This window comes from Nonomuraea glycinis, from assembly GCF_014646515.1.
Lineage (GTDB): Bacteria > Actinomycetota > Actinomycetes > Streptosporangiales > Streptosporangiaceae > Nonomuraea > Nonomuraea glycinis.
Genome location: NZ_BMNK01000014.1, coordinates 108,551 through 130,806, shown reverse-complemented (window position 1 = coordinate 130,806; position 22,256 = coordinate 108,551). Strand labels below are relative to the sequence as shown.

Below are 22,256 nucleotides of genomic sequence, written 5' to 3'. Positions count from 1 at the left end.
CCCACCGCGCTCAACCGAGGAACACCGTCGCCAGCACGCCGGCGAAGGTGAGGGACAGCAGGAAGAACGCGTAGGTCCGAACCGCTTTCTCCCTGTCCATGAGCCACTCCATCAGCCACGTCGGCTCGGCCTTCGTGTCCTGGTCCTTCGACCCCGGCACGATGGCCACCATCACGATCGACGGAAGCGTGAAGCCGAGCGCGTAACACAGGCCGGCCCACCAAGGCACCAACCCGAAGAGCGTTACGCCGAGTGCCGCCCACGTCAGCGACGTGACGCGGAAGGTGGTCAGGACGAGCCCGGTGTCGAGTCCCCAGAGGAACGCGCCTCTGGCAGGGCCGAACCGGCTGAAGTGATCGCGCGGGGTCTGCCGCCGCAACATGGGCGTACGGAGGCCGAACCTACCGGAATCGATGGCCATGCAGGCGAGCAGCACGATACAGGCGGCGATCCTGGGGCCTGTTCCGTGCAGTCCACTGCCGATGAGATGGAACAGCCCGTACGTGAGGACGGCGGAGATCGTGAAGCCGATCGCCAGACCGAGGATGGGCCGATACATGGCCTTCTCCCCAGCAGCTCTCCCCTGAACCAGGGGGCGGAGATATCCGACGAAGGAAAGGCCTCAAAAACTGAAAAGCTGCGCGAAGCCCGCACTCATGATGAGCAAGAGCAGCGCGATTGTCACCCACGTGTCAAGGGGCAAGGGATCTCCTGAGTACGATTAACAGCTGTTGGCTCTGACCGTCCATCCGGCCGAACAGACGAACGGCCCGGTGCTGCAGTTCGAGCCCTTCGTGCATTCGCCGCAGGCGTACAGGCGCGAACCGGTGCAGCAGTTCCACACCTTCATGCTGTAACCCGACGGGCACACATACTGCCCTTGGCTGTTGGTGTTGCAGAACTTGTTCGGCAGAGCCAGGTTGCAGCATCTCCAGTTGGCCGCCGAGGCGGACTTGGACATCGCGGCCACGCCGGCGACTGCGCCGACGGCCGTGACACCGACCTTGCCCATCCAGCCGATGAAGCCACGGCGGTTGGATCTCATGCCGGAGGTTTTCTCCATGTGGTGCCTTTCTCGTGTGTGCGTGGACGGAATCGGTGCTAAACGGACGGCTTACGGGCCAGGGAGTACTGGTAGGGGACGGGAGTGGCCGCGTACATCTGCCTGACCGACGGCACCGTGTGGGCCCGTGTCAGCCTTCCCTCGGCGATGTGGAGGGCGACGGGTGTCAGATCCAGCCCGAGGCTGCCGACGATGTGCTCCTCGTCGTCGAGGATGACGCGCTCGCCGTGCAGTCCGAACTCGTTGATGAACTCGTTGCCGTCCCCTCGCACCGGGACGACCACGACCCACATCGAAAGGGGCACCGCGCCACCGCGCAGCGCCGATACCAAGGTGCGGCAGGTCTCACACTTGTCGGAGACGAACAGCACCATGGCCTGTTCAGCGTGATCGAGGACGGGGGGCAGGCCGAACCGGCTGGGGCTGGCCCCTTCCAGCGTGCCCAGCTCCACCGTGGTGGGCTTGTCCTCGATATCGAGATAGCTGCGGATCTGCCTGACCTGTTCGAAGAGCTCTACCTGGGCGCCGATCTGGATGAACACCACCACGGCCAGCAGGCAGACCACCACAAGCAGCACCGTCGTCATGCGGCGGGCACCTCCGCGTCCTCTTGTGTCGGGTTCGGAACGACCATGCGGTCGCTCCGCAGCACTCGCCAGAGCCTGACCTCGGCGAGGAGTTTCCAGGCGACGAGCGCCAGCAGGAGGGCGGCCAGCCCGGCCAGCCCTTCGTCGACGCTCCAGGACGGCGGCGCGAACTCAGCCGCCGCCGCCAGGCCCAGCCAGAGCGGCAGGTAGAGCACCTGCCGCCAGCCCAGTGCGGCACCGCCGCCGCCGAAGCAGCCGCACTTGATTTTTTCTTCCGCTCCCAGCGCGAGGATTCCGGCGCCGGCGAACGACAGGGCCAGAAGCGCGACGAGCGCCCTCGGCCAGGTCGCCGACGGCATGATCGTCATCGCGGTGACGGCCAGGAGTTCCGCGCCGATCACGATCAGGGCCACCGGTCGGGCGATGGCGCTGAAGCCCAGCTTGGAGATGGTCTGCGTGAGGGCACGATTAGTGAGGACCTTCGACAGGGCCGCGACCAGGAAGATGGCGATGAGCGCACCTTGCCCGACGACGCCTGCGACGCTACTCGTCATGATCGGAAACTACGTAAATGTCCGAAACTCAGCAATAGGTAGGGAACTTTTTTCTTTCCAGATGTCCTGACATATTCTTGTCAGGTGTTTTTTGACCCCGTCAGTTGACAGCGGTGCAGGTTCGTGATCCGTCTTCGCGCCGTATGGTGCGGCCCAGGCCGTCGAGCATCTCCAGCAACGGCACCGCCACCCGGCGCGTGGTCCGCAACGCGACCCGCGCCTGACTCACCGTGAACGGCGCGGGCAGCGAGCGCAGCCGCTCCGCCGCCCGGTCGGCGGCGTCGGGCAGCAACACCACGCCGTCGGTGACGACCAGCACGGCGCCGGCGCGCTCGGCCGCGACCAGGTTTCGGCCGGCCAGCCCGAGCTCGGCCAGCCGCCGCGCGCTCGGCGCCTCGAACGGGCGGCCGGCCAGCTCGGCGCGGAGCCGGTCGATCGCGTGCCGCAGGTGCGCGGGCAGCGGCGGAGGCGCCAGGTCCTGCCTGCCGATGACGCCCGCCTCCACCGTGAGCGGCGGCGCGATCAGCGCCCTCGTCAGCCGCCGGTCCGGCAGGCCGAGCAGGTGCGTGGCCGCCTCGACGGTCAGCCGCCCGTCCCCGGCCCCGGTCACCGCCTCGACGAGCGCCTTCCGGAGCCCCGCCCAGTGCTCCGGGTCGGCGTGCCAGCCGCCCGGCAGGGGGGAGGGCGGCGCGGTGACGCCCATCGTCGCGAGGTCGGCGCCGCTGAGCAGCCCGTGCCAGCGCAGCAGATCGGCCGCCCCCGGCAAGCCGCCTCCCTGCGCGGCGTCTCGCGGTACGGCGTCTCCCCGCACGGCGTCTCCCCGCACGGCGTCTCGCGGTACGGCGTCTCCCCGCACGGCGTCTCGCGTACCCGGTGCGGCCTTCGCGGCTCCTGGGGAGGCTCCGGCCGCGGCGAGTGCCGCGCCGCGGGCCGCCGCCGCTCCCCTACGGGTCAGTACGGGAGGCCGTACGTCCAGGACGACCACCCCGGTCGTCACGGCCGAGCGGCTGGGATCGCGCAACAGCGCCCGGTCGCCCACCCGCAGCGGCAACGGCCTGGCGAACGACAGCCTCGCGGTGCCCTCGCCGAGCGGTCTGATCCTGGTGGGTACGGCGGCCGAACCGATGTGGAGGAACAGGTCGCCCTTCGGCGGTTCACCCAGCGACAGCCGTACGTCGGCCGAGGTCGTGAGGTGCCACGCGCCGGGGGTCAGCAGCGCGTCCCCGCGTGAAGGGGAGACGGGCCCGCGCAGGTTGACCGCCACGCGGGCGGTGGCGGTGACCGCGCCGGCCGAGGTGTTGAGCGTCTGCAGGCCGCGCACCCGCACCGGTTCGCCGCCGAGGTGCAGTGTCTGGCCCGCGCGCAGGGTGCCCGCCGCCAGGGTGCCGGTGACCACGACCCCTGCGCCCGTCATGGTGAACACGCGGTCGGCCCACAGCCGTACCGGGCCATCGGTGTCGGGCGGGGGCAGTCCGGCCGCGAGCCGGTCGAGCGCGGTGGCCAGCTCGGGCAGGCCCTGCCCGGTGGCCCCGCTGACGGCCAGCGCGGGTATCGCCTCCAGGCACGTCCCGCGTAGCCGGGTACGGGCCTCGGCGAGCGCCGGAGCCGGGTCGGCCAGGTCGGCACGGGTGATCACCAGCAGGCCGTGGCGTACGCCGAGCAGGTCGAGAGCGGCCAGGTGTTCACCCGACTGGACGCACCAGCCCTCGTCGGCCGCGACGACGATCATGGCGGCCGGGCACGGCCCCACCCCGGCCAGCATGGTGGTGACGAACCGCTCATGGCCGGGCACGTCTACGAACGCCACCGTCCGTCCGGACGGCAGTGCCGTCCAGGCGAAGCCGAGGTCGATGGTCATGCCGCGGCGGCGCTCCTCGGCCCAGCGGTCGGGCTCCATCCCGGTCAGCGCCCGGACCAGCGTCGACTTGCCGTGGTCGACGTGGCCCGCGGTGGCGATCACGAACATGGCGCCAGGCGGGGACCCGTGGGGTGGTCGGGCGTGACGACCGGCAGGCCGGCCGCGAGCCAGGACTGGAAGCCGCCGACCACGTCGGTGGCGCGGGTCAGGCCGAGCTGCCGCAACGACCAGGCGGCCAGGCTGGAGGAGTAGCCCTCGTCGCACAGCACGATCCACCGGATGCCCGGGGCCGCTTCGGGGATGCGTGCGGAGGACCTCGGGTCGAGCCGCCACTCCAGGTGGTTGCGCTCGATCACGATGGCGCCGGGCACCTCCCCGTCGCGGCGGCGCTGGAACTCCGGGCGGGTGTCGACGATGAAGGTGTCCGGGGCGCGGGCGGCCGCCTGGGCCTGCGCCGGGGCCAGCCGGAAGATCGTCCTACGGGCCTGTTCCAGCAGTTCGTCGACGCTCATCGCACTCCACGAGGAGATTGGCGGAAAGACGGGAGTCGAACCCGCCGCGCCGAGATGCTCGGCCATCGGTCATGACGACCGGGAGGGCCTCCAAGCTTCTGGACGCCTCCGAAACGATCTTATAGGTGAAGACCGTTCAGGAGAAGAAACCGGGCGTTGTCTTTCTCCGGTGGCACAGGGCGCGGTGGTTCAGGATGTCTCTCCTTCGGCACCGGACACCGCGCCGTGTATCACCGTGGGGTCCTCCCGTCCGGTGCCGGGACGACAAGACGGTCCTCCCGCTATTTCAGGATCAGCAGGTGTTCGCCACGAGGGACGAGTTCACCTATCACCGGAAAACCAGGGAGCTCGCCCGCGACGAGCAGGCCGCCTGAGGTCTGCGCGTCGGCGAGGAGAAGCCGCTCGTTCTCCGGCAGGTCGCCGAAGTCGCAGTGGGGGGCGATCCAGTCGAGGTTCCGGCGGGATCCGCCGCTGATGTACCCGTCCCGGATGGCCTCTCGCGCTCCGTCCAGGTAAGGCACGGCGGCGCTGTCGACGACGGCGGACACACCGCTCGCCCTGGCCAGCTTGTAGAGATGGCCGAGCAGGCCGAAACCGGTGACGTCGGTGGCGCACAGAATCCCCGCCGCCAGCGCCAACCGGGACGCGTCCCGGTTGAGCGTCGTCATCGCGGCGACCGCCTCAGGGAAGACCTCCCCGGTCGCCTTGTGCCGCGTGTTGAGCACGCCGATGCCGAGAGGTTTGGTCAGCGTGAGGGGGATGCCGGGTTTGCCCGCGTCCACACGCAGCAGCCGGCCGGGGTCGGCGAGGCCGGTGACGGCCAGCCCGTACTTGGGGTGGGGGTCGTCGATGCTGTGGCCCCCGGCGAGATGGCAGCCCGCTGCCTGGGCCATCGCGGATCCGCCGCGCAGAACCTCGCGAGCGAGCTCCATGGGCAACACGTCGCGGGGCCAGCCGAGCAGATTCAGGGCCAGGACGGGCTCGCCGCCGACGGCGTAGACGTCGGAGAGCGCGTTGGTGGCCGCGATCCTGCCGAAGTCGTACGGATCGTCCACGACAGGGGTGAAGAAGTCCGTCGTCGCGACGATGGCCGAGGCCGCGTCGTCCACCTGGAGCACCGCGGCGTCGTCGCCCTGATCGATTCCCAGCAGCAACCGGCCTGTCGACGGAGAAGAGGCCGGCGAGAGTCCGGCGACCAGATCCTCCAGCTCCCCCGGAGGGATCTTGCAACTGCAGCCGCCTCCGTTGCCATACTGCGTGAGCCTGATGTTGTTCATAGGTCTATGATCCACTCTGGAGGCGTTTAGGAGTCTGGTGGCCCTCCTGGTCTTCAAAACCAGTGGCGCCGAGCATCTCGGCGCGGCGGGTTCGATTCCCGTCCGCCTCCGCTGATCGGCGAATTCTGGGGTGGTCTCAAGTGGATCGACGCAGTTCAGTGCCGCGGACCGATGTCATGCTGAACGACCCCCGGTTGGCCGCCGCGCAGAAGACGCTCGGCCGTGACCTCGTCAAGGCAGCGGTGGTGAGCGCCCAGCAGCAGGTCCGCGAGGGCTTCGCCGACCCCGACGGCGCCGCGGACATCGCGCTCGCGCTCTTGCCGGCGACCGCGGGCGGCCTGAAGAGCGTCGTCAACGCCACCGGGGTTCTCGTGCACACCAATCTGGGCCGGGCTCCGCTCTCACCCGCCGCCGTCGCGGCGGTCACCGCGGCCGCCGGCTACACCGACGTCGAGTTCGACCTCGCCGGCGGACAGCGCGCCCCCCGTGGCCGTACGGTTCTCGCCGCGCTCGCGCAGGCGGTCCCCGAGGCGCAGGCCGTGCACGTGGTCAACAACAACGCGGCCGCGCTCGTGCTCGCCGCCACGGTGCTCGCGCGGGGCAAGGAGATCGTCATCAGCCGCGGCGAGCTGGTGGAGATCGGCGATGGATTCCGGGTGCCCGAGCTGCTGGAGTCCACCGGCTGCCGGCTCCGCGAGGTCGGCACCACGAACAGGACCGCCCTGCGGGACTACCGGAACGCCTGTGGCCAGGACACCGGCTTCATCCTCAAGGTGCATCCGTCCAACTACCGGATCGAGGGCTTCACCCGCGAGGTCTCCATCGAGGAGCTCGCCACGATCGGGCCGCCCGTGGTGGCCGACATCGGCTCAGGACTGCTGCGCCCGGAACCGCTGCTGCCCGACGAACCGGACGCGGCCACTGCTCTGCTCCAGGGCGCGGACCTGGTCACCGCCAGCGGCGACAAACTCCTCGGCGGCCCGCAGGCGGGCCTTCTGCTCGGCCGGGAAGACCTCGTGGCACGGCTGCGCCGCCATCCCCTCGCCCGCGCGCTGCGGGTGGACAAGCTCACCCTGGCCGCGCTCGAAGCGACCCTGCGCGGCCCGCGGCCGCCGGTGCACCGGTCGCTCCATGCGAGCGTCGCCGAGCTCAGGGAACGCGCGGAACGTCTCGCGCGACGGCTCGGCGGGCACGCGGAGGCGGTGCCGACCATCGCCAGGGTCGGCGGCGGAGGCGCGCCGGGAGTGGAGCTGCCCAGCGCGGGGATCGCCGTGGACGAGAGCCTCGCCCTGCGACTGCGCTCCTACGATCCTCCTGTGATCGGCCGGATCACCGATGGGCGGCTGGTGCTCGACCTGCGTGCGGTGGAGCCCGGTCAGGACGAGATCATCGCCGCCGCCGTGGAGCATGTACGCACCCGAGCGTGATCCGCCGGTCCAGGCGGCGTTCTCGCTCGCGGACGCTTTCCTTGGCCGTCAGCTTGTCCTTGGCCGTCAGCTTTGTTGGTCGTCGGCGAAGCCGGTGCGGTAGGCGAAGACCACGGCTTGGACGCGGTCGCGCAGGTCCAGTTTGGTGAGGATCCGGGAGACGTACGTTCGGACGGTCTCGAAGCTGATGACCAGCTCCGCGGCTATCTCGGCGTTGGACAGGCCACGCGCGATCAGGCGCAGCACCTCGCGTTCGCGGGGGGCCAGGACGGCCAGCGGATCCTCGGCGGGGGTGGGGGTCGTCGGGCGGAGGCGGTCGGCGAAGCGGCCTATGAGGGTACGGGTCACGGTGGGGGACAGCAGGGACTCGCCGCGGGCGACGGTGCGGACGCCGTTCACCAGCTCCAGAAGGGGGGCGTCCTTCAGCAGGAAGCCGCTGGCTCCGGCGCGCAGGGCTTCGTAGACGTACTTGTCCACGTTGAACGTGGTCACCACCAGCACCTTCGGCGGCGCGACGACACCGGGGCCGGCGATGCGCCGCGTCACCTCGATGCCGTCCATCAGCGGCATGTGGATGTCCATGACCACCACGTCGGGCTTCAGGCCGATGATCGCCTCGATCGCGGCCGGGCCGTCGGCGGCCACGCCGACCACCGTCATGTCCGGCTGCGCGTCGAACGACGTCACATAGCCGGTACGGACGATCTCCTGGTCCTCGCAGATCATGACGCGGATGGTCATTCGGCACCGCCTACGGGGATCGACGCGTACAGCCGGAAACCGCCGTCAGGTTGCTCGCCCGCGGCCAGCTCGCCGCCAAGCGCGCCTATCCGGTCGCGCAGTCCGGCCAGGCCGCGGCCGCCGGAGAGGCCGCTTCTGGCGCCGACGGACACCACGGCGGCGGCGTTCGTCACCTCGGCCTCCACCCGGTCGTCCCGGTAGTCGACCCGCACCGTGGTCGGGCGGCCCTCGGCGTATTTGACGGCGTTCGTCAGGCCCTCCTGTACCGCCCGGTACAGGGCCAGCCGCACGCCGATCGGGAGTGCGGGCTGGTCGCCGTCCTCCACCAGTGTCACCGGTTGGCCGCCGCTTCGGGTCTGTTCCACCAGGTCTCGCATGGTTCCTGTGACGGGCGTGGCCGACTCTCCGGTCGCCTCCAGCACGTCCAGCAGGTGCCGCAGCTCGGCCAGGGCCCGGCGGCCGGCGTCGCCGATCGTGGTCAGTGCCGTGCCCACGCGGTCCGGCGACGTGACCACGAACTGGGTGGAGTCGGCCTGCACGACGATGCCGGTGACGTGGTGGGTCACCACGTCGTGCAGCTCGCGCGCGATGCGCGCCCGCTCGGCGGCGGTCGCGGCCACGGCGGCGAGCCGCCGTCGCTCGGCCTCCTGGGACCGTTGCCCGCGGACGAACGCGCCGAGCACCCAGCACGCGGCGAAAAGCAGGTAGAACACCAGGAACTCGCTCAGCAGCACCGGTGAGCCGAGCAGGTGCATGGTCACGCACAGCACGACGTACGCGGCCGACAGCACGGCGGCGATGACGCGCCGGAACCGCTCCTGGTGCGCGCCCACCGAGTAGAGCGCAAGGTACACCGTCACGGTGCCGAACTGCATCGGGTAGCCGACCGTCTCGTGGACCACGAAAGACGCGCCATTGATCGCCAGACACGCGGCGGGCCACCGGGTGCGTACGGCGAGGGGCAGCGTCTGCGCCAGGATCAGGACGATCGTGAACGCGTCGGCCGGGCGTCCTGGCAGGTTGCCGAACTGGACGCTCATGATCGACAGCGCCGGCACGAACGCCAGCCCGGTGAACACGACGGCCAGCCACCGGTCCCACACCACGGCGTCGTAGACGTGCCACGCGTCCCGCAACCTTCGCGAGCGGTCGCTGACCCAGGTCCACGGCATGGCTCAGAGCCTAGCGATCTCCGATCGTGGATGTTGCCGCGTTTGTCCCTCATGTGAGCTACACGGAATGTCCGCAGCGCAGTGATTCGGGACAGGGCCCTCAACTTCTACTTTTCTCCCCAGAGGCCGGAACCACGGTCTACCGCGAGGTCAGATCGCGGCATAACTGGCATTCGGAGGGCAGCACCATGGAAAGCAGCATCCGCGTACGGATCATCGTCGCCGGCACCCTGGCCGCGAGCGCGGCGGCGGGGGCGATCATCGGCGGTCAGCCGGCAAGCGCCAGGGCCGAAGCGACCACCGGCCACGTCCAGTCCTCGATCAAGTGGGGCGGGTGCCCGGAGCTCGCGCCGGGCGCCAAGCGGGACCCCAGGCAGACCTGCGGCACGGTCAAGGTGCCCCTGGACTACCGCCACCCCAAGGGAGAGACCATCACGGTCGCGGTCTCCAGGATCGCCACCGCCAAGGACGGCAAGAAGCGCGGCGTCCTGCTGTTCAATCCGGGCGGCCCGGGACTGCAGGGCCTGGACATGCCCGGCCAGATGGCGCAGACCCTGCCGAAGACGGTGCTGGACTCCTACGACCTGATCGGGTTCGACGCACGCGGCGTCGGCCGCAGCACCCCGATGAGCTGCGGTCTGTCCGGTAGCGGCCTCCTCACCGTGTTCCCCTACCCCGGCGCCGGCGGCTCGATCAAGGGCAACATCACCGCCGCGCGCGCCGTCGCCAAGCAGTGCGCCACGGTCGGTGACAAGCTCCGGTTCTTCACCAGCGCGAACACGGCGCGCGACATGGATCGCATCCGCCAGGCGCTCGGCGAGCGGAAGATCTCCTACTGGGGCCAGTCCTTCGGCACCTACCTCGGCGCGGTCTACACCTCCCTGTTCCCCCGCAACACCGACCGGATGGTGCTGGAGGGGAACGTCGACCCGAACAAGGCGTGGGCGAAAATGCTGAACACGTGGAACCAGGGCATGAACGACCGGTTCCCGGACGCCGCCCGCGTCGCCGCCGCGGACAACGCCAACCTCAAGCTGGGCGGCACCGCCGACAAGGTCACCGATACCTTCCTCAAGCTGGCCGACCGCCTCGACCGCAAGCCGGCCGCGGTGCCGGGCACGCCGGCGGCCATCAGCGGTGCGCTGCTGCGCGGCGTCACGTACCAGATGTTGCAGCACAACGAAACGGTCCCAGCGCTCACCCAGTTCTGGAAGGCGGCGGCCGACCTGGCCGCCGGCAAGGCCCCGAGGGACGCGGACGTCGCCGTGCTCCGCCAGATCTTCGCCGAGACCCCGGCCGCGAAGGGCGTGCCGGCCGACAACCAGGTCACCATGGCCCTGGCCATGATCTGCGGGGACACCACCTGGTCACGCGACGTGGACTCCTACGCCGACGCCACCGCGGCCGCGCGCGCGAAGTACCCGCTGAGCGCCGGCATGCCCAACAACATCCTGCCGTGCGCGTTCTGGTCGAAGAAGCCGATCGAGCCGCTGGTCAAGGTCACCTCGCACGGTCCGCGTAACGTCCTGATCCTGCAGAACCGCCGCGACAACGCCACCCCGTGGGCCGCGGGCCGGGGAATGCGCAAGGCACTGGGTGACCGCGCCGGCTTCGTCGGTGTCGAACACGGCGGCCACTTCGCCTACGCCACCGGCTCGACCTGCGCCGACAAGGCCACCGTCGCCTTCCTGACCAAGGGCACCCTGCCGGCCAAGGACCTCACCTGCGCCGGCCCCAAGTCCTGACCCTCGACCCCCACCACAGCCCCCGGTCCACGACCGGGGGCTGAGCCATTCCCTGTGATCCGGATGTCACAAAACGGTCTTTAGGCCGGTTTTCCGGCAGGCGGACAGGGAAAGGCCCTCTCATGTCCAACCACTTCACCGGCCTCAGCCTCGGCCCACCGCTCGGCGACCAGCGTCTCGATCTGTGTGACCTGTACGCCTTCGCGGCGCCCGGCGATCCGAGCAGGACCGTTCTCATCCTCAACGCCAATCCCAACGCGGACGCCCTGCACCCCGACGCCGTCTACCGCATGAACGTCGACAACGACGGTGACTACCTCACCGACGTCGCCTTCAGCTGGGTCTTCAACCCGCCGGAGGCCGACGGCTCCCAGACCTACAGCGTCTTCATGGCGACCGGTGCGGAGTCCCGCAAGCCCGAGGCGGTCGGCACCAAGATCGTGTCGGATGCGGCCGTCTCCTTCGCCCCCCAGGCCAACGTGGTCGGCAGCGGCGATTACCAGGTGGCCGCCGGTAGCCGCAGTGACGCCTTCTTCTTCGACTTCGACGGCATCAAGAATTTGTTCGACACCAGCGGCAAACGTAATTTCACCGCACCGCACCTGGGCGGGAAGTCCCCGTGGACCGGCGTCGACTCCAATGCCACGGCCAATGTCTTCTCCATGGCCATCGAACTGCCGACCGCGGAGCTGGCGCCCGAGTCCGAGCTGCGCATCTGGGGCCGGTGCAGCGTCCTGCGCGACGGCGAGCTCTTCCACGCGGACCGGGCCGGGCACCCGTCGATGAGCAGCTTCTTCAACACCGACGACACGAAGCTGGAGTACAACGCCAGTGAGCCGGTCAACGACCGGGAAAAGTGGACGGACCAGTTCGTCCACCTGCTGGGCCACACCGGCGGCTACTCGCGCGAGGAGGCGATCACCGCGCTCGACGAGCACGGCCTCCTGCCGGACGTGCTGCACTTCGACCAGTCCAAGCCCGCCGCGTATCCCAATGGCCGGACGTTCACCGAGGACGTCATCGACATCCGCGTCGCGTTCCTCACCAAGAACGAGGCGCCGCCCACCGGGCTGACGCCGCACACCGACTTCCTGGACCGGTTCCCGTACCTCGGCGACCCGCACCCGCCCGCGGCGGGGTAGGGAGCCCGGATCCACCGGCACAAGCGCGCCGGAGGCGGAATATCCACAGGCCGGAGGGGTAAGTACTCACACTTCAGAGTGGTTTCACGAGAAGGAAACCCCCCCCCATGGCACAGACCCGTCCCCCCGGCCCCATCGAGACGAACGGCGGCGAGCAGCCCAGCCTGAAGCAGGTGATGGGCCCGGGGCTGTTGCTGCTGTTCATCATCGGCGACATTCTCGGCACCGGCATCTACGCGCTGACCGGCCAGGTCGCGGGCGAGGTGGGAGGCGCCGCCTGGCTGCCCTTCGCCATCGCCTTCTTCGTCGCGTTGGTCACGGCGTGCTCCTACCTTGAGCTGGTCACCAAATATCCGCAGGCCGCCGGAGCCGCGCTCTACGTGCACAAGGCGTTCGGCACGCACATCCTGACCTTCATGGTGTGCTTCGCCGTGATGTGCTCCGGCATCACCTCCGCCTCCGCCGCCTCGCGAGCCTTCGCCGCGAACCTCAGCACCGGATTCGGGCTCGACGTCGGCAACGGCGTCATCCTGATGATCGCGCTGGCTTTTATGCTGCTGGTCCTGGCGGTCAACCTGCGCGGCGTCGGCGAGAGCGTCAAGATCAACGTGGTACTCACCGCGATCGAGCTCTCCGGACTGCTGCTCGTCATCATGATCAGCCTGTACTTCATCTCCGGCGGCAACGCGGACTTCTCCCGAGTCGTCGCCTTCGACACTCCCGAGGACAAGAGCGTGTTCCTGGCGGCCAGCGCCGCGACGTCGCTGGCATTCTTCGCGATGGTCGGGTTCGAGGACTCGGTCAACATGGCGGAGGAGACGAAGAACCCGTCCCGGATCTTCCCCCGCGTCATGCTCACCGGTCTCGGCATTACGGGTCTGATCTACGTGCTCGTCTCCATCTGCGCCGTCGCCGTGGTGCCCGTCGGGGAGCTCGCCGCCAGCGAGACACCGCTGTCGCTGGTGGTGCAGACGGCGGCCCCCGGCTTCCCGATCTCCGACCTGCTGCCGTTCATCTCGATGTTCGCCGTCGCCAACTCGGCGCTGATCAACATGCTGATGGCCAGCCGGCTGCTCTACGGGATGGGCCGGCAGGGCGTGCTGCCGGCCTTCCTGTCGAAGGTGCACCCGACGCGCCGCACACCGTACGCGGCGATTCTGTTCACCACCGCGATCGCAGGCGGTCTCATCACCTTCGTCTCGCTGGACCCGGAGAGCCCGGTCGTGGCCCTGCTGGGCGGGACGACGTCGCTGCTCCTGCTCGCGGTGTTCGCGCTCGTCAACCTGTCCGTGCTCGTCCTGCGCAAGGACCAGGTGATCGGGGAGCACTTCAAGGCGGGCCGGATCCTGCCGGTGGTGGGCACGTTCACGTGCGTCTACCTGGTGCTGCCGTGGTCCTCGGGGCGTCCGGCCGGGCAGTACGAGATCGCGGGGGTGCTGCTGGCGATCGGCCTGGTCCTGTGGGGCATCACCTGGTACGCCCGGCGCCAGGCAAGCACGAACGCCTGACCTTCCGCCGGTGGAGCGCGCTGTCGGCGCACATGGCCGAGCGGTGGGAGGTCAGCTGCCGAGGGAGTGTCAGGCCCGGCAGCTGATCTCCATGCCGTCCTCCACGGGGAAGTCGACGGTGACGTATCCGTGGGCGGGGTCGCGGACGTAGGCGAGATAGTCGGCCATGCTCGCGAAGGTGGAGTCGTCGGCGACGATGAGGGCGCCCGGCGCGAGGCGGTCCTCGAGCAGGCGCAGCACCGGCAGGCAGAGGTCTTTCCAGCCGTCGAGCAGCACGAGGCCGATGGGTCCGCGGACCTCGGCGAGGGTCACGAGGGCGTCGCCCGGCAGGATCGTCACGTGCCCGCCCACGCCGGCCTGTTCCAGGTTGTCGCGCGCGGCGTCGACCTTGGTCTGGCTGAGCTCGGTCGTCCATACGTGGCCGACGCCGTTGTCGGCGACCGCGGCGGCCAGATAGACCGTGGAGATGCCGTACGAGGTGCCGAACTCGACGATCGTCTCGGGGCGGCCGTTGCGCACCAGCGTGTAGAGCAGGTGGCCGGCCGACCTTGAGATCGGCAGGTACGCCTCCGCCAGCGCCTCGGCGCGCTGTTCGGCCGTGGCCTCGGTGATGGGCGTGTCCAGGGGCCACGGCACGGGATTCGCCGCTTCGAGGTCGGCGGCGGCGAACAGCCGATCGAGGACGGTGGCGGTTCCGGTCGTTGTCAATGTGTTCATGACCGCTACCGTAGACGCACCGTTGCGTCTACGCAAGATGGTAAGGTCGGGTGGTCGAAGGGAACGGGCCCATGAGCACTGCCGCGAGCAGACATCGCGGGAACAGGCACGGCCGCAGCGAAGAAGCACGCCAGAGCGTGCTGGAAGCGGCTGACGACCTGCTGGTGGAGGTCGGCTACGCGCGGCTGACCATCGAAGGGATCGCCGAACGCGCCGGGGTGGCCAAGCAGACGATCTACCGCTGGTGGCCGTCGAAGAACGACATCCTCATGGACGCCTTCGTCCAGGACGCCGCCGAAGCCCTCATCCCGTCGGACTCCGCGGACCTTCGGCAGGACCTGCGGGCGCACGCCCGCAATGTCGCCGTCTTTCTGACCGAGTCCGACGCCGGCGCGGTCTTCCGCGCCCTCACCGCCCAGGCCCAGCACGACCCCGCGCTCGCCACCCGGTTGCGCTCCGAGCACCTCGGCAAGCAGCGCGGCTACGACCGGCTCCCCTTCGAACGCGCGGTCGCCCGCGGCGCGCTCGACCCCGGCGTCGACATCGACCTGGCCGTCGACCAGATCGTCGGGCCCATCTACTACCGCGTCCTCGTCACCGGCAAGGCCACGCCCCCGGCCCTCACCGACGCCCTCGTCGACGCCGTCCTCGCCCACCTGCCGCCCCCGCACACCGAGGCCTGAGCGGCCTCGGTCACCGCCCCGCAGGTCCGGCGGGGCGCGTACGGGGCGCGATCTTCATGGCTTGCGGACGACCCCGCACCACTGGTCGACCTCGACCGGCAGGTCGCCGTCCCATTGCGGCTCGGGGCGCCAGCGTGAGCACGAGACCCACCCCGGCTCCACCACCTCGAGACCGGTGAAGAAGGCGGCGATCCGCTCGGGGGTGCGCAGCTTGAGCTTCGGCTGGGCGTCGAGATTCCACACCCGCACCGCCTCGGCGGTGGTCTCGCCGTTGACCGCCGTGGTGGTGTTGGCCACCGCGATGTGGCTCCCGGACGGCACCGCGGCCAGCAGCCGGTCGATGATGCGCTGCAGCTCGTCGTCGTCACCGATGAAATGCATGACGCCCAGCAGCATGATCGCCACCGGCTGGGAGAAGTCCAACGTCCCGGCCGCCTGCCGCAGGATGTTGTCCGGGTCGCGCAAGTCGGCGTCAATGTAGTCGGTGGCGCCCTCCTTGGAGCTGGTCAGCAGGGCACGCGCGTGCACCAGCACCAGAGGGTCGTTGTCGACGTACACGATCCGCGACTCGGGGGCCACTCCCTGCGCGACCTCATGGGTGTTGTCCTGGGTGGGCAACCCGGTGCCGATATCAAGAAATTGGCGGATCCCCACCTCGGTGGCCAGATAACGTACAGCCCGCCCCAGGAACAGCCGGTCGGCCCGTGCCAGCTCGATCACCACGGGGAAGATCTTCCGAACCCGCTCCCCGACCTCCCGATCCACCGGGAAATGGTCCTTACCGCCCAGCCAGTAGTTCCAGATCCGTGCCGTGTGCGGCACGTGCGACTGGAGTCTGTCCTCGACGTTGGGCTCGTCGGCCATCATCAACCCTTCCAGAACAGCGGGAAGCTCCCAGAATGGGGACTTCTGCGGCTATATCTAGGGTGACGTCGGCCGGCGGCGGCTCGCAAGCGGCTGCCGTACATTTTTGGATCTTGAGCACCGCCGGCGTCTTCTGCACTGACGCGCGCGTACCGCCGTGGGGAGATGCCCATGACGCGCTTGAACGCCGTGTTGAACGCGTGCTCGGATTCGTATCCGAGCGACCCCGCGATGCGCGCCAGCGTGTCGTCACCGTGGACGAGCTTCTCTCCCGCCAGCATCATCCGCCAGCGCGTGAGGTAGGCGATCGGCGTCTCCTGGACCCGCTCGCGAAAGCGTGCGGCGAAGGTCGATCGCGACATGCCGACCCGCGCGGCCAGCTCCTGCACGGTCCAGGGGAACGCCGGATCCGCGTGCATCGCGCCGAGCGCCGTACCCAGCCGGGGATCGGCGAGGGCCGCGAACCATCCGGTGTCGTCGCGGGAAGGCTCCGACAGATACAGGCGGAGGGCCTGCACCAGCATCATGTGCGCGAGCTGCTGCGCCACCAGTGATGAGCCGGGCCGGCCCTCGCGCAGCTCCTCCATCATGAGCTCGATGGACCATCTCAGCCTGGCCCGATCGCCCGAGGTCCGCACCTGGATGAGGGGCGGCAATGTCCGCAGGAGCACCTCGGCGTGGCGGCTGTTCACCTCGAAGCGACTGCCGACCAGGAACACGTCGCCGCCACCGTTGTAGGTGACGATCTCGCCGCTGCGGTCGGGGTCGAGGACGTCGCTCGCCCGTTTCGGCTCGGCGCGCAGGTCACTGCCGATGCGCACCGGCCGCCCGCTGGGCAGGACGAAGCAGTCCCCTGCCTGGAGGCGCACCGGCGCGTCGAGGCCCCGCATCGCCAGCCAGCACGTGCCCTGGGTGACGGCATAGCACTTGATGCGGCCGGCCAGGTCATCGAGCGTGAGCGCCCATTCCCCGCCGGCGTCGAAACCCGCGGTGATGTAGCTGTGCGGCTTCAGCAGGGAGAGAACCTCGGAGAGGGGATCCACGCGCTCCTCGGACGATCGCGAACAAAACAGCGAGCTTCAAGCATAGCTCGTACGAATCGTCCCGCCTATCTTTCAGAGCAGGGTCCCGGAAAGAGGACCCCGGACATCCCCTGCCGAGGAGTGAAACAGCTTGAAAGCTGCGATCGTGAATGCGTTCGGCGTCGCGCCGTCGTTCCAGGATTTTCGTGAGCCGGAGGCCGGCGACGGCGAAACCGTGGTCACGGTGCACGCCGCCCCGCTCACCCCGATCGTGCGGAGCCTGGCCGCGGGCAGGCACTATACGAGCGCCGCGTCCGCTGGATTCGTACCGGGGGTCGACGGCGTCGGTGTCGACGACATGGACCGCCGCGTCTACTTCCTCTTTCCGAAGGCTCCCTTCGGATCCATGGCGGAGAAGTCGCTCGTCGCGAGCCACATGATGGTGCCGGTACCCCAGAATCTGTCCAGCGAGAGCGCGGCGGCCATCGGTGCGGCCGGGCTCGCCTCGTGGGTCGCGCTGTCCCGCCGGGCCAAGCTCCGGGCCGGTGAAACGGTGCTGGTCATCGGCGCGACCGGCGCCGCGGGCGGCATGGCGGTGCAGAACGCCCGGCATTTCGGCGCGAGCAGGGTCATCGCGGTCGGTCGTGACGAGACGCGGCTCAAGCGTCTGGACGCGGATGTGCGGATCGCCCTTGACGACGACGCGGGCAAGGCGCTGCGCGCCGAGTTCGATCAAGGAGTCGACGTCGTGCTCGACTTCGTCTGGGGCGAGCCCGCCAGTCGCGTCCTGAGAGCCGCTACCCAAGGCCGTGGCTCCCGATCCGGCGAGCCGCGCCTGCGCTATGTGCAACTCGGCACCATGGCGGGCGATGAGATCCCTGTACGTGGCGACATGCTGCGCAGCACGGGCTTGGAGCTGATCGGCAGCGGCATCGGCAGCGTGGCCGTCGAAGAGCTTCTGGCCGGTGCCGGCGAGCTGCTCACGGCCGCTGCCACGGCGGAGTTCGACGTGCCGTTCACGAGCCTGCCGCTGCGGGCCGTGGCCGATGCCTGGAACGGCGCCCCGGACGTTCGCCACATCCTCACGCCCGGGCTGTAAGGGAAGTCGCAGGGTCGATGAAGAGATGGCCACCCGGGGCGGGCTTGTGACGCCGCAGCTCACGATCGTCCTGGGCGCCGGTTGTCCCCCGTGCGAGCTACCGGCAGATGTCCACCACATGGTGACGTTAAGGGCATGGTCGATTCCGTAGCGTTCCTTCCGTGGTTGCGGCGCTTCGGTCGCTCTGCCCCCCTGCGAATCAGCTCTCACTGGAGGACATCATGCTCCGCAAGATCAAGGCATCCGCTGTGGCCGCGCTGTGCTGCACCGTGGTCGGCGTGGGGCTCGCCGGCACCGGGACCGCCTCGGCGGAGGAGTGGGACCCGTTCGCCGCCACCGCCGCGTCGGACTGGGACCCCTTCGCCCCCTCGGACCCTAAGGACCCGATCTCCGGCACCAAGAAGATCAAGATCGCGGGCAAGTCGGTGAACGTGTCGTGCTCGGGCGTCCCGGCGCGGGGCAAGCCGGTCATCGTGCTGCTGGCCGGGGCGGGTGACGGGCTGGACAAGCTGGCCGCCCTCCAGAAGACCCTGAGCAAGAAGAACCAGGTCTGCTCGTACGACCGGCTGGGCGCGGGCGCGAGCGACCAGCCGGGCGGCCCGCAGAGCTTCGCCAGCACCGGGAAGATCCTGACCGGGGTGCTCGACCGGGTCGCCGGTAAGCGTCCGGTCGTGCTGGCCGGGCACTCGCTGGGCGGGCTGATCGCCGCCAGGTACGCCCCCGACCATCGGGACCGGGTCAAGGGACTGGTCCTGATGGACGCCACGTCACCCACGATGGCCGGCGACATCAAGAGGGCGATCCCGAAGTCCGCCAAGGGCCCGGCGGCCGAGTTGCGCGCGCAGAACCTCGCGGTGTTTACGGGGCAGAACCCGGAGAAGCTCGTCGTCCCCGACGGGCGGGTCCGTTCCGCCGGGAGGATCCCGGTGCAGGTGATCCAGCACGGCAAGCAGTATCTCGCCGCCCTCCCCCAGTACGGTCCGCGCCTGGAGAAGGCGTGGTCCGCAGGCCAGCGCAAGTGGCTCGCCCTGTCCAGCCGCGCCAAGCTGAGCACGGCCAAGAAGAGCGAGCACTACATCTACGTCGACCAGCCCGAGATCGCCGTCAAGGCCATCCAGCGCGTCGCCGCGCAGGCCACGCGTTAGGCAACCGGCCGACCGCCGGGCTTCCCGCAGGGGAAGGCGCCGGACGCGGCCGAGGTCATCGCCCGCGGACCAGCCTCAGGGTGACGAGCTCGAAGGGCCGCAGCCGCAGGGACACCGGCTCGCCTCCGGGGTACGGGTCGGCCAGGGGGCGCTCCAGCAGGTCGGCCGGGATGGCGGCGGAGATCGGGAAGTTCGGCGTCAGGGTGGCCCTGGCGCGGGCGCCGCGCGACTCGTGGAAGCGTACGATCACGTCGCCGCTCTCGTCGTCGGCCAGCTTGACGGCGGTGACCACCACCGCGTCGTCGTCCAGCGTGACCAGGGGCGCCACCTCGGCGGCACCGGGCACGCGGCGCTCGGGCAGGTTGACGAAGTGGCCCTCGCGCACCGCGTCCCCGATCGTCGCGCCCGGCACCAGCGCGTGGTGGAAGTGGTGCAGGCCCTGGTCGGTCTCCGGGTCGGGGAACCGGGGGGCGCGCAGCAGGGAGATCCGCACGGTGGTGGTCGTGCCCGAGTCGGCCAGCCGGACCGTCCGGGTCACGTCGTGGCCGTAGGTGGAGTCGTTGACCAGCGCGACGCCCCAGTCGGGCTCGCCCACGTGCACGAAGCGGTGGTTGCACGCCTCGAACTTGGCCGCCTCCCAGCTCGTGTTGGTGTGGGTGGGGCGGTACACGTGGCCGTACTGGCTCTCCGCGGCGTACCGCTCCGCGTGCACGTCCAGCGGGAAGGCCAGCTTGAGGAACTTCTCCGTCTCGTGCCAGTCGACCTCGGTACGGATGTCGAGCCGCTTGGCGCCGACCGGGAGGGTGAGCACCTGGGTCACCGTGGAGGCGCCGAACGCGCGGACGACGCGGACCGAGCCCGGCTCGTCGCCCGGAGTCACCTCCTCGGCCTCGGTCAGGTCGGTGACGGTGTTGCGGTAGAACTCGTCCACGTCCCAGGCGTCCCACATGTTGGGGAAGTCCGGGTGGATCTGGAGCAGGTTGGCCGCCTGGCCGGGCGCGACGGTCTCGCGGTCGGCCGCGAGGTCGTACGCGGAGACCACCAGTCCCCGCTCGTCGATCTCCACCCGCAGCAGGCCGTTGTCCAGCAGGTAGCCGCCGCCCTCGCGCGCCGTCGGTCCGCCGACACCGGCCCCGTCCTCGCGGGCCCCGTCCCCTCCGGCGTCGTTCCCGCTGGCACTGTGCTCACCGGCATCGTTCGCGGCCGCCCGCGCGGCTCCGCCGGCCGGGACGGCGGCGCGGGTGTGCGGCGCGGCGTTGAAGACGACCGTGCCGCCGGCGGGGTCGCCGGCCAGGGCTCGCTGGGCGGCGCCGATGATCTCCTCCAGCTCCCCGGCCACCGCCGCGTACGTGCGCTCCGCCTCGCGGTGCACCCACGCGATCGACGACCCGGGCAGGATGTCGTGGAACTGGTGCAGAAGCACCGTCTTCCAGATCCGGTCGAGCTGCGCGTACGGGTAGGCGAAGCCGGCGCGCACGGCGGCGGTGGCCGCCCACAGTTCGGCCTCGCGCAGCAGCGACTCGCTGCGCCGGTTGCCGCGCTTGGTCTTGGCCTGGCTGGTGAGGGTGGCCCGGTGCAGTTCGAGGTAGAGCTCGCCGGTCCAGACGGGCGGGTGCGCGTACTCGGCCTCCGCCTTGTCGAAGAAGGCGGCGGGGGTCTCCCAGGTGACGGTGGCCGAGCCTTCCAGGTCGCGCAGCCTGGCCGCCTTGGCGACCATCTCGCGGGTGGTGCCGCCGCCGCCGTCGCCCCAGCCGGTCGGGGCGAGCGAGTGCCTGGCGACGCCCTTGTCCTTGAAGTTGGTCGCGGCGTGCGCGATCTCCCGGCCGCTCATGGAGCAGTTGTAGGTGTCCACGGGCGGGAAGTGGGTGAAGATCCGGGTGCCGTCGATGCCCTCCCACAGGAACGTGTGGTGCGGGAACGTGTTGGTCCGGCTCCATGAGATCTTCTGGGTGAGCAGCCGCCTGGAGCCCGCCGCCTTGATGATCTGCGGCAGCCCGGCCGCGAACCCGAACGTGTCGGGCAGCCACACCTCGTCGTTGTCGACGCCGAACTCGTCGATGAAGAACCGCTTGCCGTGCACGAACTGCCGGGCCATCGCCTCCGAGCCCGGCATGTTGGTGTCGGACTCCACCCACATGCCGCCCGTCGGGACGAACCGCCCGGCGGCCACCGCCTTGGTCACCTCGGCCCACACCTCGGGCCGGTGCTCCTTGATCCACGCCCACTGCTGCGCCTGTGACATGACGAAGACGAAGTCCGGCTCGTCACGCAGCAGCTCGGTCATGTTGGCGGCGGTCCGGGCCACCTTCCGTACGGTCTCGCGCAGCGGCCACAGCCAGGCCGAGTCGATGTGCGCGTGGCCGACGGCGCTGATCCGGTGCGCGGAGGGCACGGCGGGCGCCGACAGCACGCCGGCCAGCTCGGCGCGGGCGGCCTCGGCGGTGCCGCCGACGTCCTGGAGGTCGATGACGTCCAGCGCCCGCCCGATGGCGCGCAGCAGCTCGTAGCGCCGGGCGGACTCGACGGGCAGCTCCGCCATGAGCTCGCCCAGCACTTCGAGGTCGATGACGAGCTGCCAGACGGCCTCGTCGAAGACGACCAGGTCCATCCGGGCGAGCCGGTACTGCGGGGCGGTCCCGGCCGTCTCCTTGTCGCCGAGCCGCGTCGGCAGGAACGGGTGATAGTCGAGGATGACCGGGTTGGAGGCGGCCTCGATGTGCAGCCGCACCTCCTCCCCGCCCTCGACGGGAGCGCCGACGCGCACCCACTGGTTACGCGGGTTGAGACCCTTCACCGGGGTGCCGTCGGGGCGGTAGACCAGGCCCTCGCACTGGAAGCCGGGCATGTTCTCGTCGAAACCGAGGTCCAGAATCGCCTCGACCGTCCGCCCCGCCCACCGCTCCGGCACGGTGCCGGTGACGGTGAACCAGCTCGTCCCCCACGGTGCGCCCCACCTGTCGCCCACCGCGATCGGCGCGGACGCCGCCGCCAGCCCCTCGGCGACCGCGACCGGCTCCCCGGGCGCGTGCCACACCGCCACTTCCAGCGGTACGGACTCCGGATGGACGGCCGGGCGTACGCGCTCCTGCAGCACGCGCTTGAGACGGGCTTCGACCAGCGTGCGGTCATCGTGCATCGAG

General features: G+C 70.0%; 20 protein-coding genes and 1 tRNA gene. 8 read left to right on the top strand and 13 right to left on the bottom strand.

Annotated elements, in window-relative coordinates; translation table 11 throughout:
- Window positions 1–10 precede the first annotated feature (10 nt).
- The 7 genes from IEY87_RS32185 to selD all read right to left on the bottom strand — a co-directional run bounded on the left by IEY87_RS32185 (window position 11) and on the right by selD (window position 5,851).
- Window positions 11–559 carry a hypothetical protein gene (locus tag IEY87_RS32185; RefSeq protein ID WP_189142602.1) on the bottom strand — a complete coding sequence of 183 codons (549 nt, stop codon included), beginning with the start codon at window positions 557–559 and terminating at the stop codon, window positions 11–13.
- Between the two features lie 162 nt (window positions 560–721).
- On the bottom strand, window positions 722–1,063 hold the full coding sequence (locus IEY87_RS32180; protein ID WP_189142601.1) for a hypothetical protein: 342 nt from the start codon (window positions 1,061–1,063) through the stop codon (window positions 722–724).
- A 38-nt stretch (window positions 1,064–1,101) separates the two neighbouring features.
- Entirely contained in the window at window positions 1,102–1,650 is a 549-nt protein-coding gene (locus IEY87_RS32175; RefSeq protein WP_189142600.1) for a hypothetical protein, read from the bottom strand.
- On the bottom strand, window positions 1,647–2,204 hold the full coding sequence (locus tag IEY87_RS32170) for a MauE/DoxX family redox-associated membrane protein (protein WP_189142599.1): 558 nt from the start codon (window positions 2,202–2,204) through the stop codon (window positions 1,647–1,649). The genes IEY87_RS32175 and IEY87_RS32170 overlap by 4 nt, the downstream gene beginning before the upstream one ends.
- A 100-nt stretch (window positions 2,205–2,304) precedes the next feature.
- On the bottom strand, window positions 2,305–4,170 hold the full coding sequence (locus IEY87_RS32165) for a selenocysteine-specific translation elongation factor (protein ID WP_189142598.1): 1,866 nt from the start codon (window positions 4,168–4,170) through the stop codon (window positions 2,305–2,307).
- The gene (locus IEY87_RS32160) at window positions 4,161–4,574 is read right to left on the bottom strand and encodes a rhodanese-like domain-containing protein (RefSeq protein WP_189142597.1); all 414 of its coding nucleotides are present in this window, start codon (window positions 4,572–4,574) and stop codon (window positions 4,161–4,163) included. The genes IEY87_RS32165 and IEY87_RS32160 overlap by 10 nt, the downstream gene beginning before the upstream one ends.
- 281 nt (window positions 4,575–4,855) lie before the next feature.
- Window positions 4,856–5,851: a selenide, water dikinase SelD gene (gene selD / locus IEY87_RS32155; protein ID WP_189142596.1), complete on the bottom strand. Its 996-nt coding sequence runs from the start codon at window positions 5,849–5,851 to the stop codon at window positions 4,856–4,858.
- A gap of 18 nt (window positions 5,852–5,869) precedes the next feature.
- Here selD and IEY87_RS32150 point away from each other — a divergent pair.
- Together IEY87_RS32150 and selA are read left to right on the top strand one after the other, a co-directional pair.
- Window positions 5,870–5,963, top strand: a tRNA-Sec gene (locus IEY87_RS32150).
- A 28-nt stretch (window positions 5,964–5,991) separates the two neighbouring features.
- Window positions 5,992–7,278 (top strand): L-seryl-tRNA(Sec) selenium transferase, encoded by a 1,287-nt coding sequence (gene selA / locus IEY87_RS32145; protein ID WP_189142595.1) that lies wholly within the window; start codon window positions 5,992–5,994, stop codon window positions 7,276–7,278.
- A 66-nt stretch (window positions 7,279–7,344) separates the two neighbouring features.
- Here selA and IEY87_RS32140 read toward each other — a convergent pair whose 3' ends face one another.
- Together IEY87_RS32140 and IEY87_RS32135 are read right to left on the bottom strand one after the other, a co-directional pair.
- Complete coding sequence (locus IEY87_RS32140) at window positions 7,345–8,019, bottom strand: response regulator (RefSeq protein WP_189142594.1); 675 nt, start codon at window positions 8,017–8,019, stop codon at window positions 7,345–7,347.
- Window positions 8,016–9,191 carry a sensor histidine kinase gene (locus tag IEY87_RS32135; protein ID WP_189142593.1) on the bottom strand — a complete coding sequence of 392 codons (1,176 nt, stop codon included), beginning with the start codon at window positions 9,189–9,191 and terminating at the stop codon, window positions 8,016–8,018. The genes IEY87_RS32140 and IEY87_RS32135 overlap by 4 nt, the downstream gene beginning before the upstream one ends.
- Before the next feature lie 188 nt (window positions 9,192–9,379).
- On the opposite strand from IEY87_RS32135, the gene IEY87_RS32130 reads away from it, so the two are divergent.
- From IEY87_RS32130 to IEY87_RS32120, 3 genes are all read left to right on the top strand, one after another.
- Window positions 9,380–10,936 (top strand): alpha/beta hydrolase, encoded by a 1,557-nt coding sequence (locus tag IEY87_RS32130; RefSeq protein ID WP_189142592.1) that lies wholly within the window; start codon window positions 9,380–9,382, stop codon window positions 10,934–10,936.
- A 122-nt stretch (window positions 10,937–11,058) separates the two neighbouring features.
- Entirely contained in the window at window positions 11,059–12,078 is a 1,020-nt protein-coding gene (locus IEY87_RS32125) for a DUF4331 family protein (RefSeq protein ID WP_189142591.1), read from the top strand.
- A 107-nt stretch (window positions 12,079–12,185) separates the two neighbouring features.
- Window positions 12,186–13,586 carry an APC family permease gene (locus IEY87_RS32120; RefSeq protein WP_225277861.1) on the top strand — a complete coding sequence of 467 codons (1,401 nt, stop codon included), beginning with the start codon at window positions 12,186–12,188 and terminating at the stop codon, window positions 13,584–13,586.
- Between the two features lie 69 nt (window positions 13,587–13,655).
- On the opposite strand, the gene IEY87_RS32115 is transcribed toward IEY87_RS32120, so the two are convergent.
- The gene (locus IEY87_RS32115; protein ID WP_189142590.1) at window positions 13,656–14,303 is read right to left on the bottom strand and encodes an O-methyltransferase; all 648 of its coding nucleotides are present in this window, start codon (window positions 14,301–14,303) and stop codon (window positions 13,656–13,658) included.
- Window positions 14,304–14,440: 137 nt separating this feature from the next.
- Between IEY87_RS32115 and IEY87_RS32110 the strand changes: the two genes are divergently transcribed.
- Complete coding sequence (locus IEY87_RS32110) at window positions 14,441–14,986, top strand: TetR/AcrR family transcriptional regulator (RefSeq protein WP_225277862.1); 546 nt, start codon at window positions 14,441–14,443, stop codon at window positions 14,984–14,986.
- A gap of 54 nt (window positions 14,987–15,040) precedes the next feature.
- Here IEY87_RS32110 and IEY87_RS32105 read toward each other — a convergent pair whose 3' ends face one another.
- Together IEY87_RS32105 and IEY87_RS32100 are read right to left on the bottom strand one after the other, a co-directional pair.
- Entirely contained in the window at window positions 15,041–15,853 is an 813-nt protein-coding gene (locus IEY87_RS32105) for an SAM-dependent methyltransferase (protein WP_225277863.1), read from the bottom strand.
- Window positions 15,853–16,893, bottom strand: coding sequence for an AraC family transcriptional regulator (locus IEY87_RS32100; protein ID WP_189142588.1), 1,041 nt, complete (start codon window positions 16,891–16,893; stop codon window positions 15,853–15,855). Before IEY87_RS32100 ends, IEY87_RS32105 begins: the two co-directional genes overlap by 1 nt.
- A 130-nt stretch (window positions 16,894–17,023) precedes the next feature.
- Here IEY87_RS32100 and IEY87_RS32095 point away from each other — a divergent pair, with 130 nt between their 5' ends.
- Both IEY87_RS32095 and IEY87_RS32090 read left to right on the top strand, forming a co-directional pair.
- Window positions 17,024–17,971 (top strand): quinone oxidoreductase family protein, encoded by a 948-nt coding sequence (locus IEY87_RS32095; protein WP_189142587.1) that lies wholly within the window; start codon window positions 17,024–17,026, stop codon window positions 17,969–17,971.
- Window positions 17,972–18,192: 221 nt separating this feature from the next.
- Window positions 18,193–19,116, top strand: a complete 924-nt coding sequence (locus IEY87_RS32090) for an alpha/beta fold hydrolase (protein WP_189142586.1) — start codon at window positions 18,193–18,195, stop codon at window positions 19,114–19,116.
- Between the two features lie 55 nt (window positions 19,117–19,171).
- On the opposite strand, the gene IEY87_RS32085 is transcribed toward IEY87_RS32090, so the two are convergent.
- The gene (locus IEY87_RS32085) at window positions 19,172–22,252 is read right to left on the bottom strand and encodes an alpha-mannosidase (protein ID WP_189142585.1); all 3,081 of its coding nucleotides are present in this window, start codon (window positions 22,250–22,252) and stop codon (window positions 19,172–19,174) included.
- Between the last annotated feature and the right edge of the window lie 4 nt (window positions 22,253–22,256).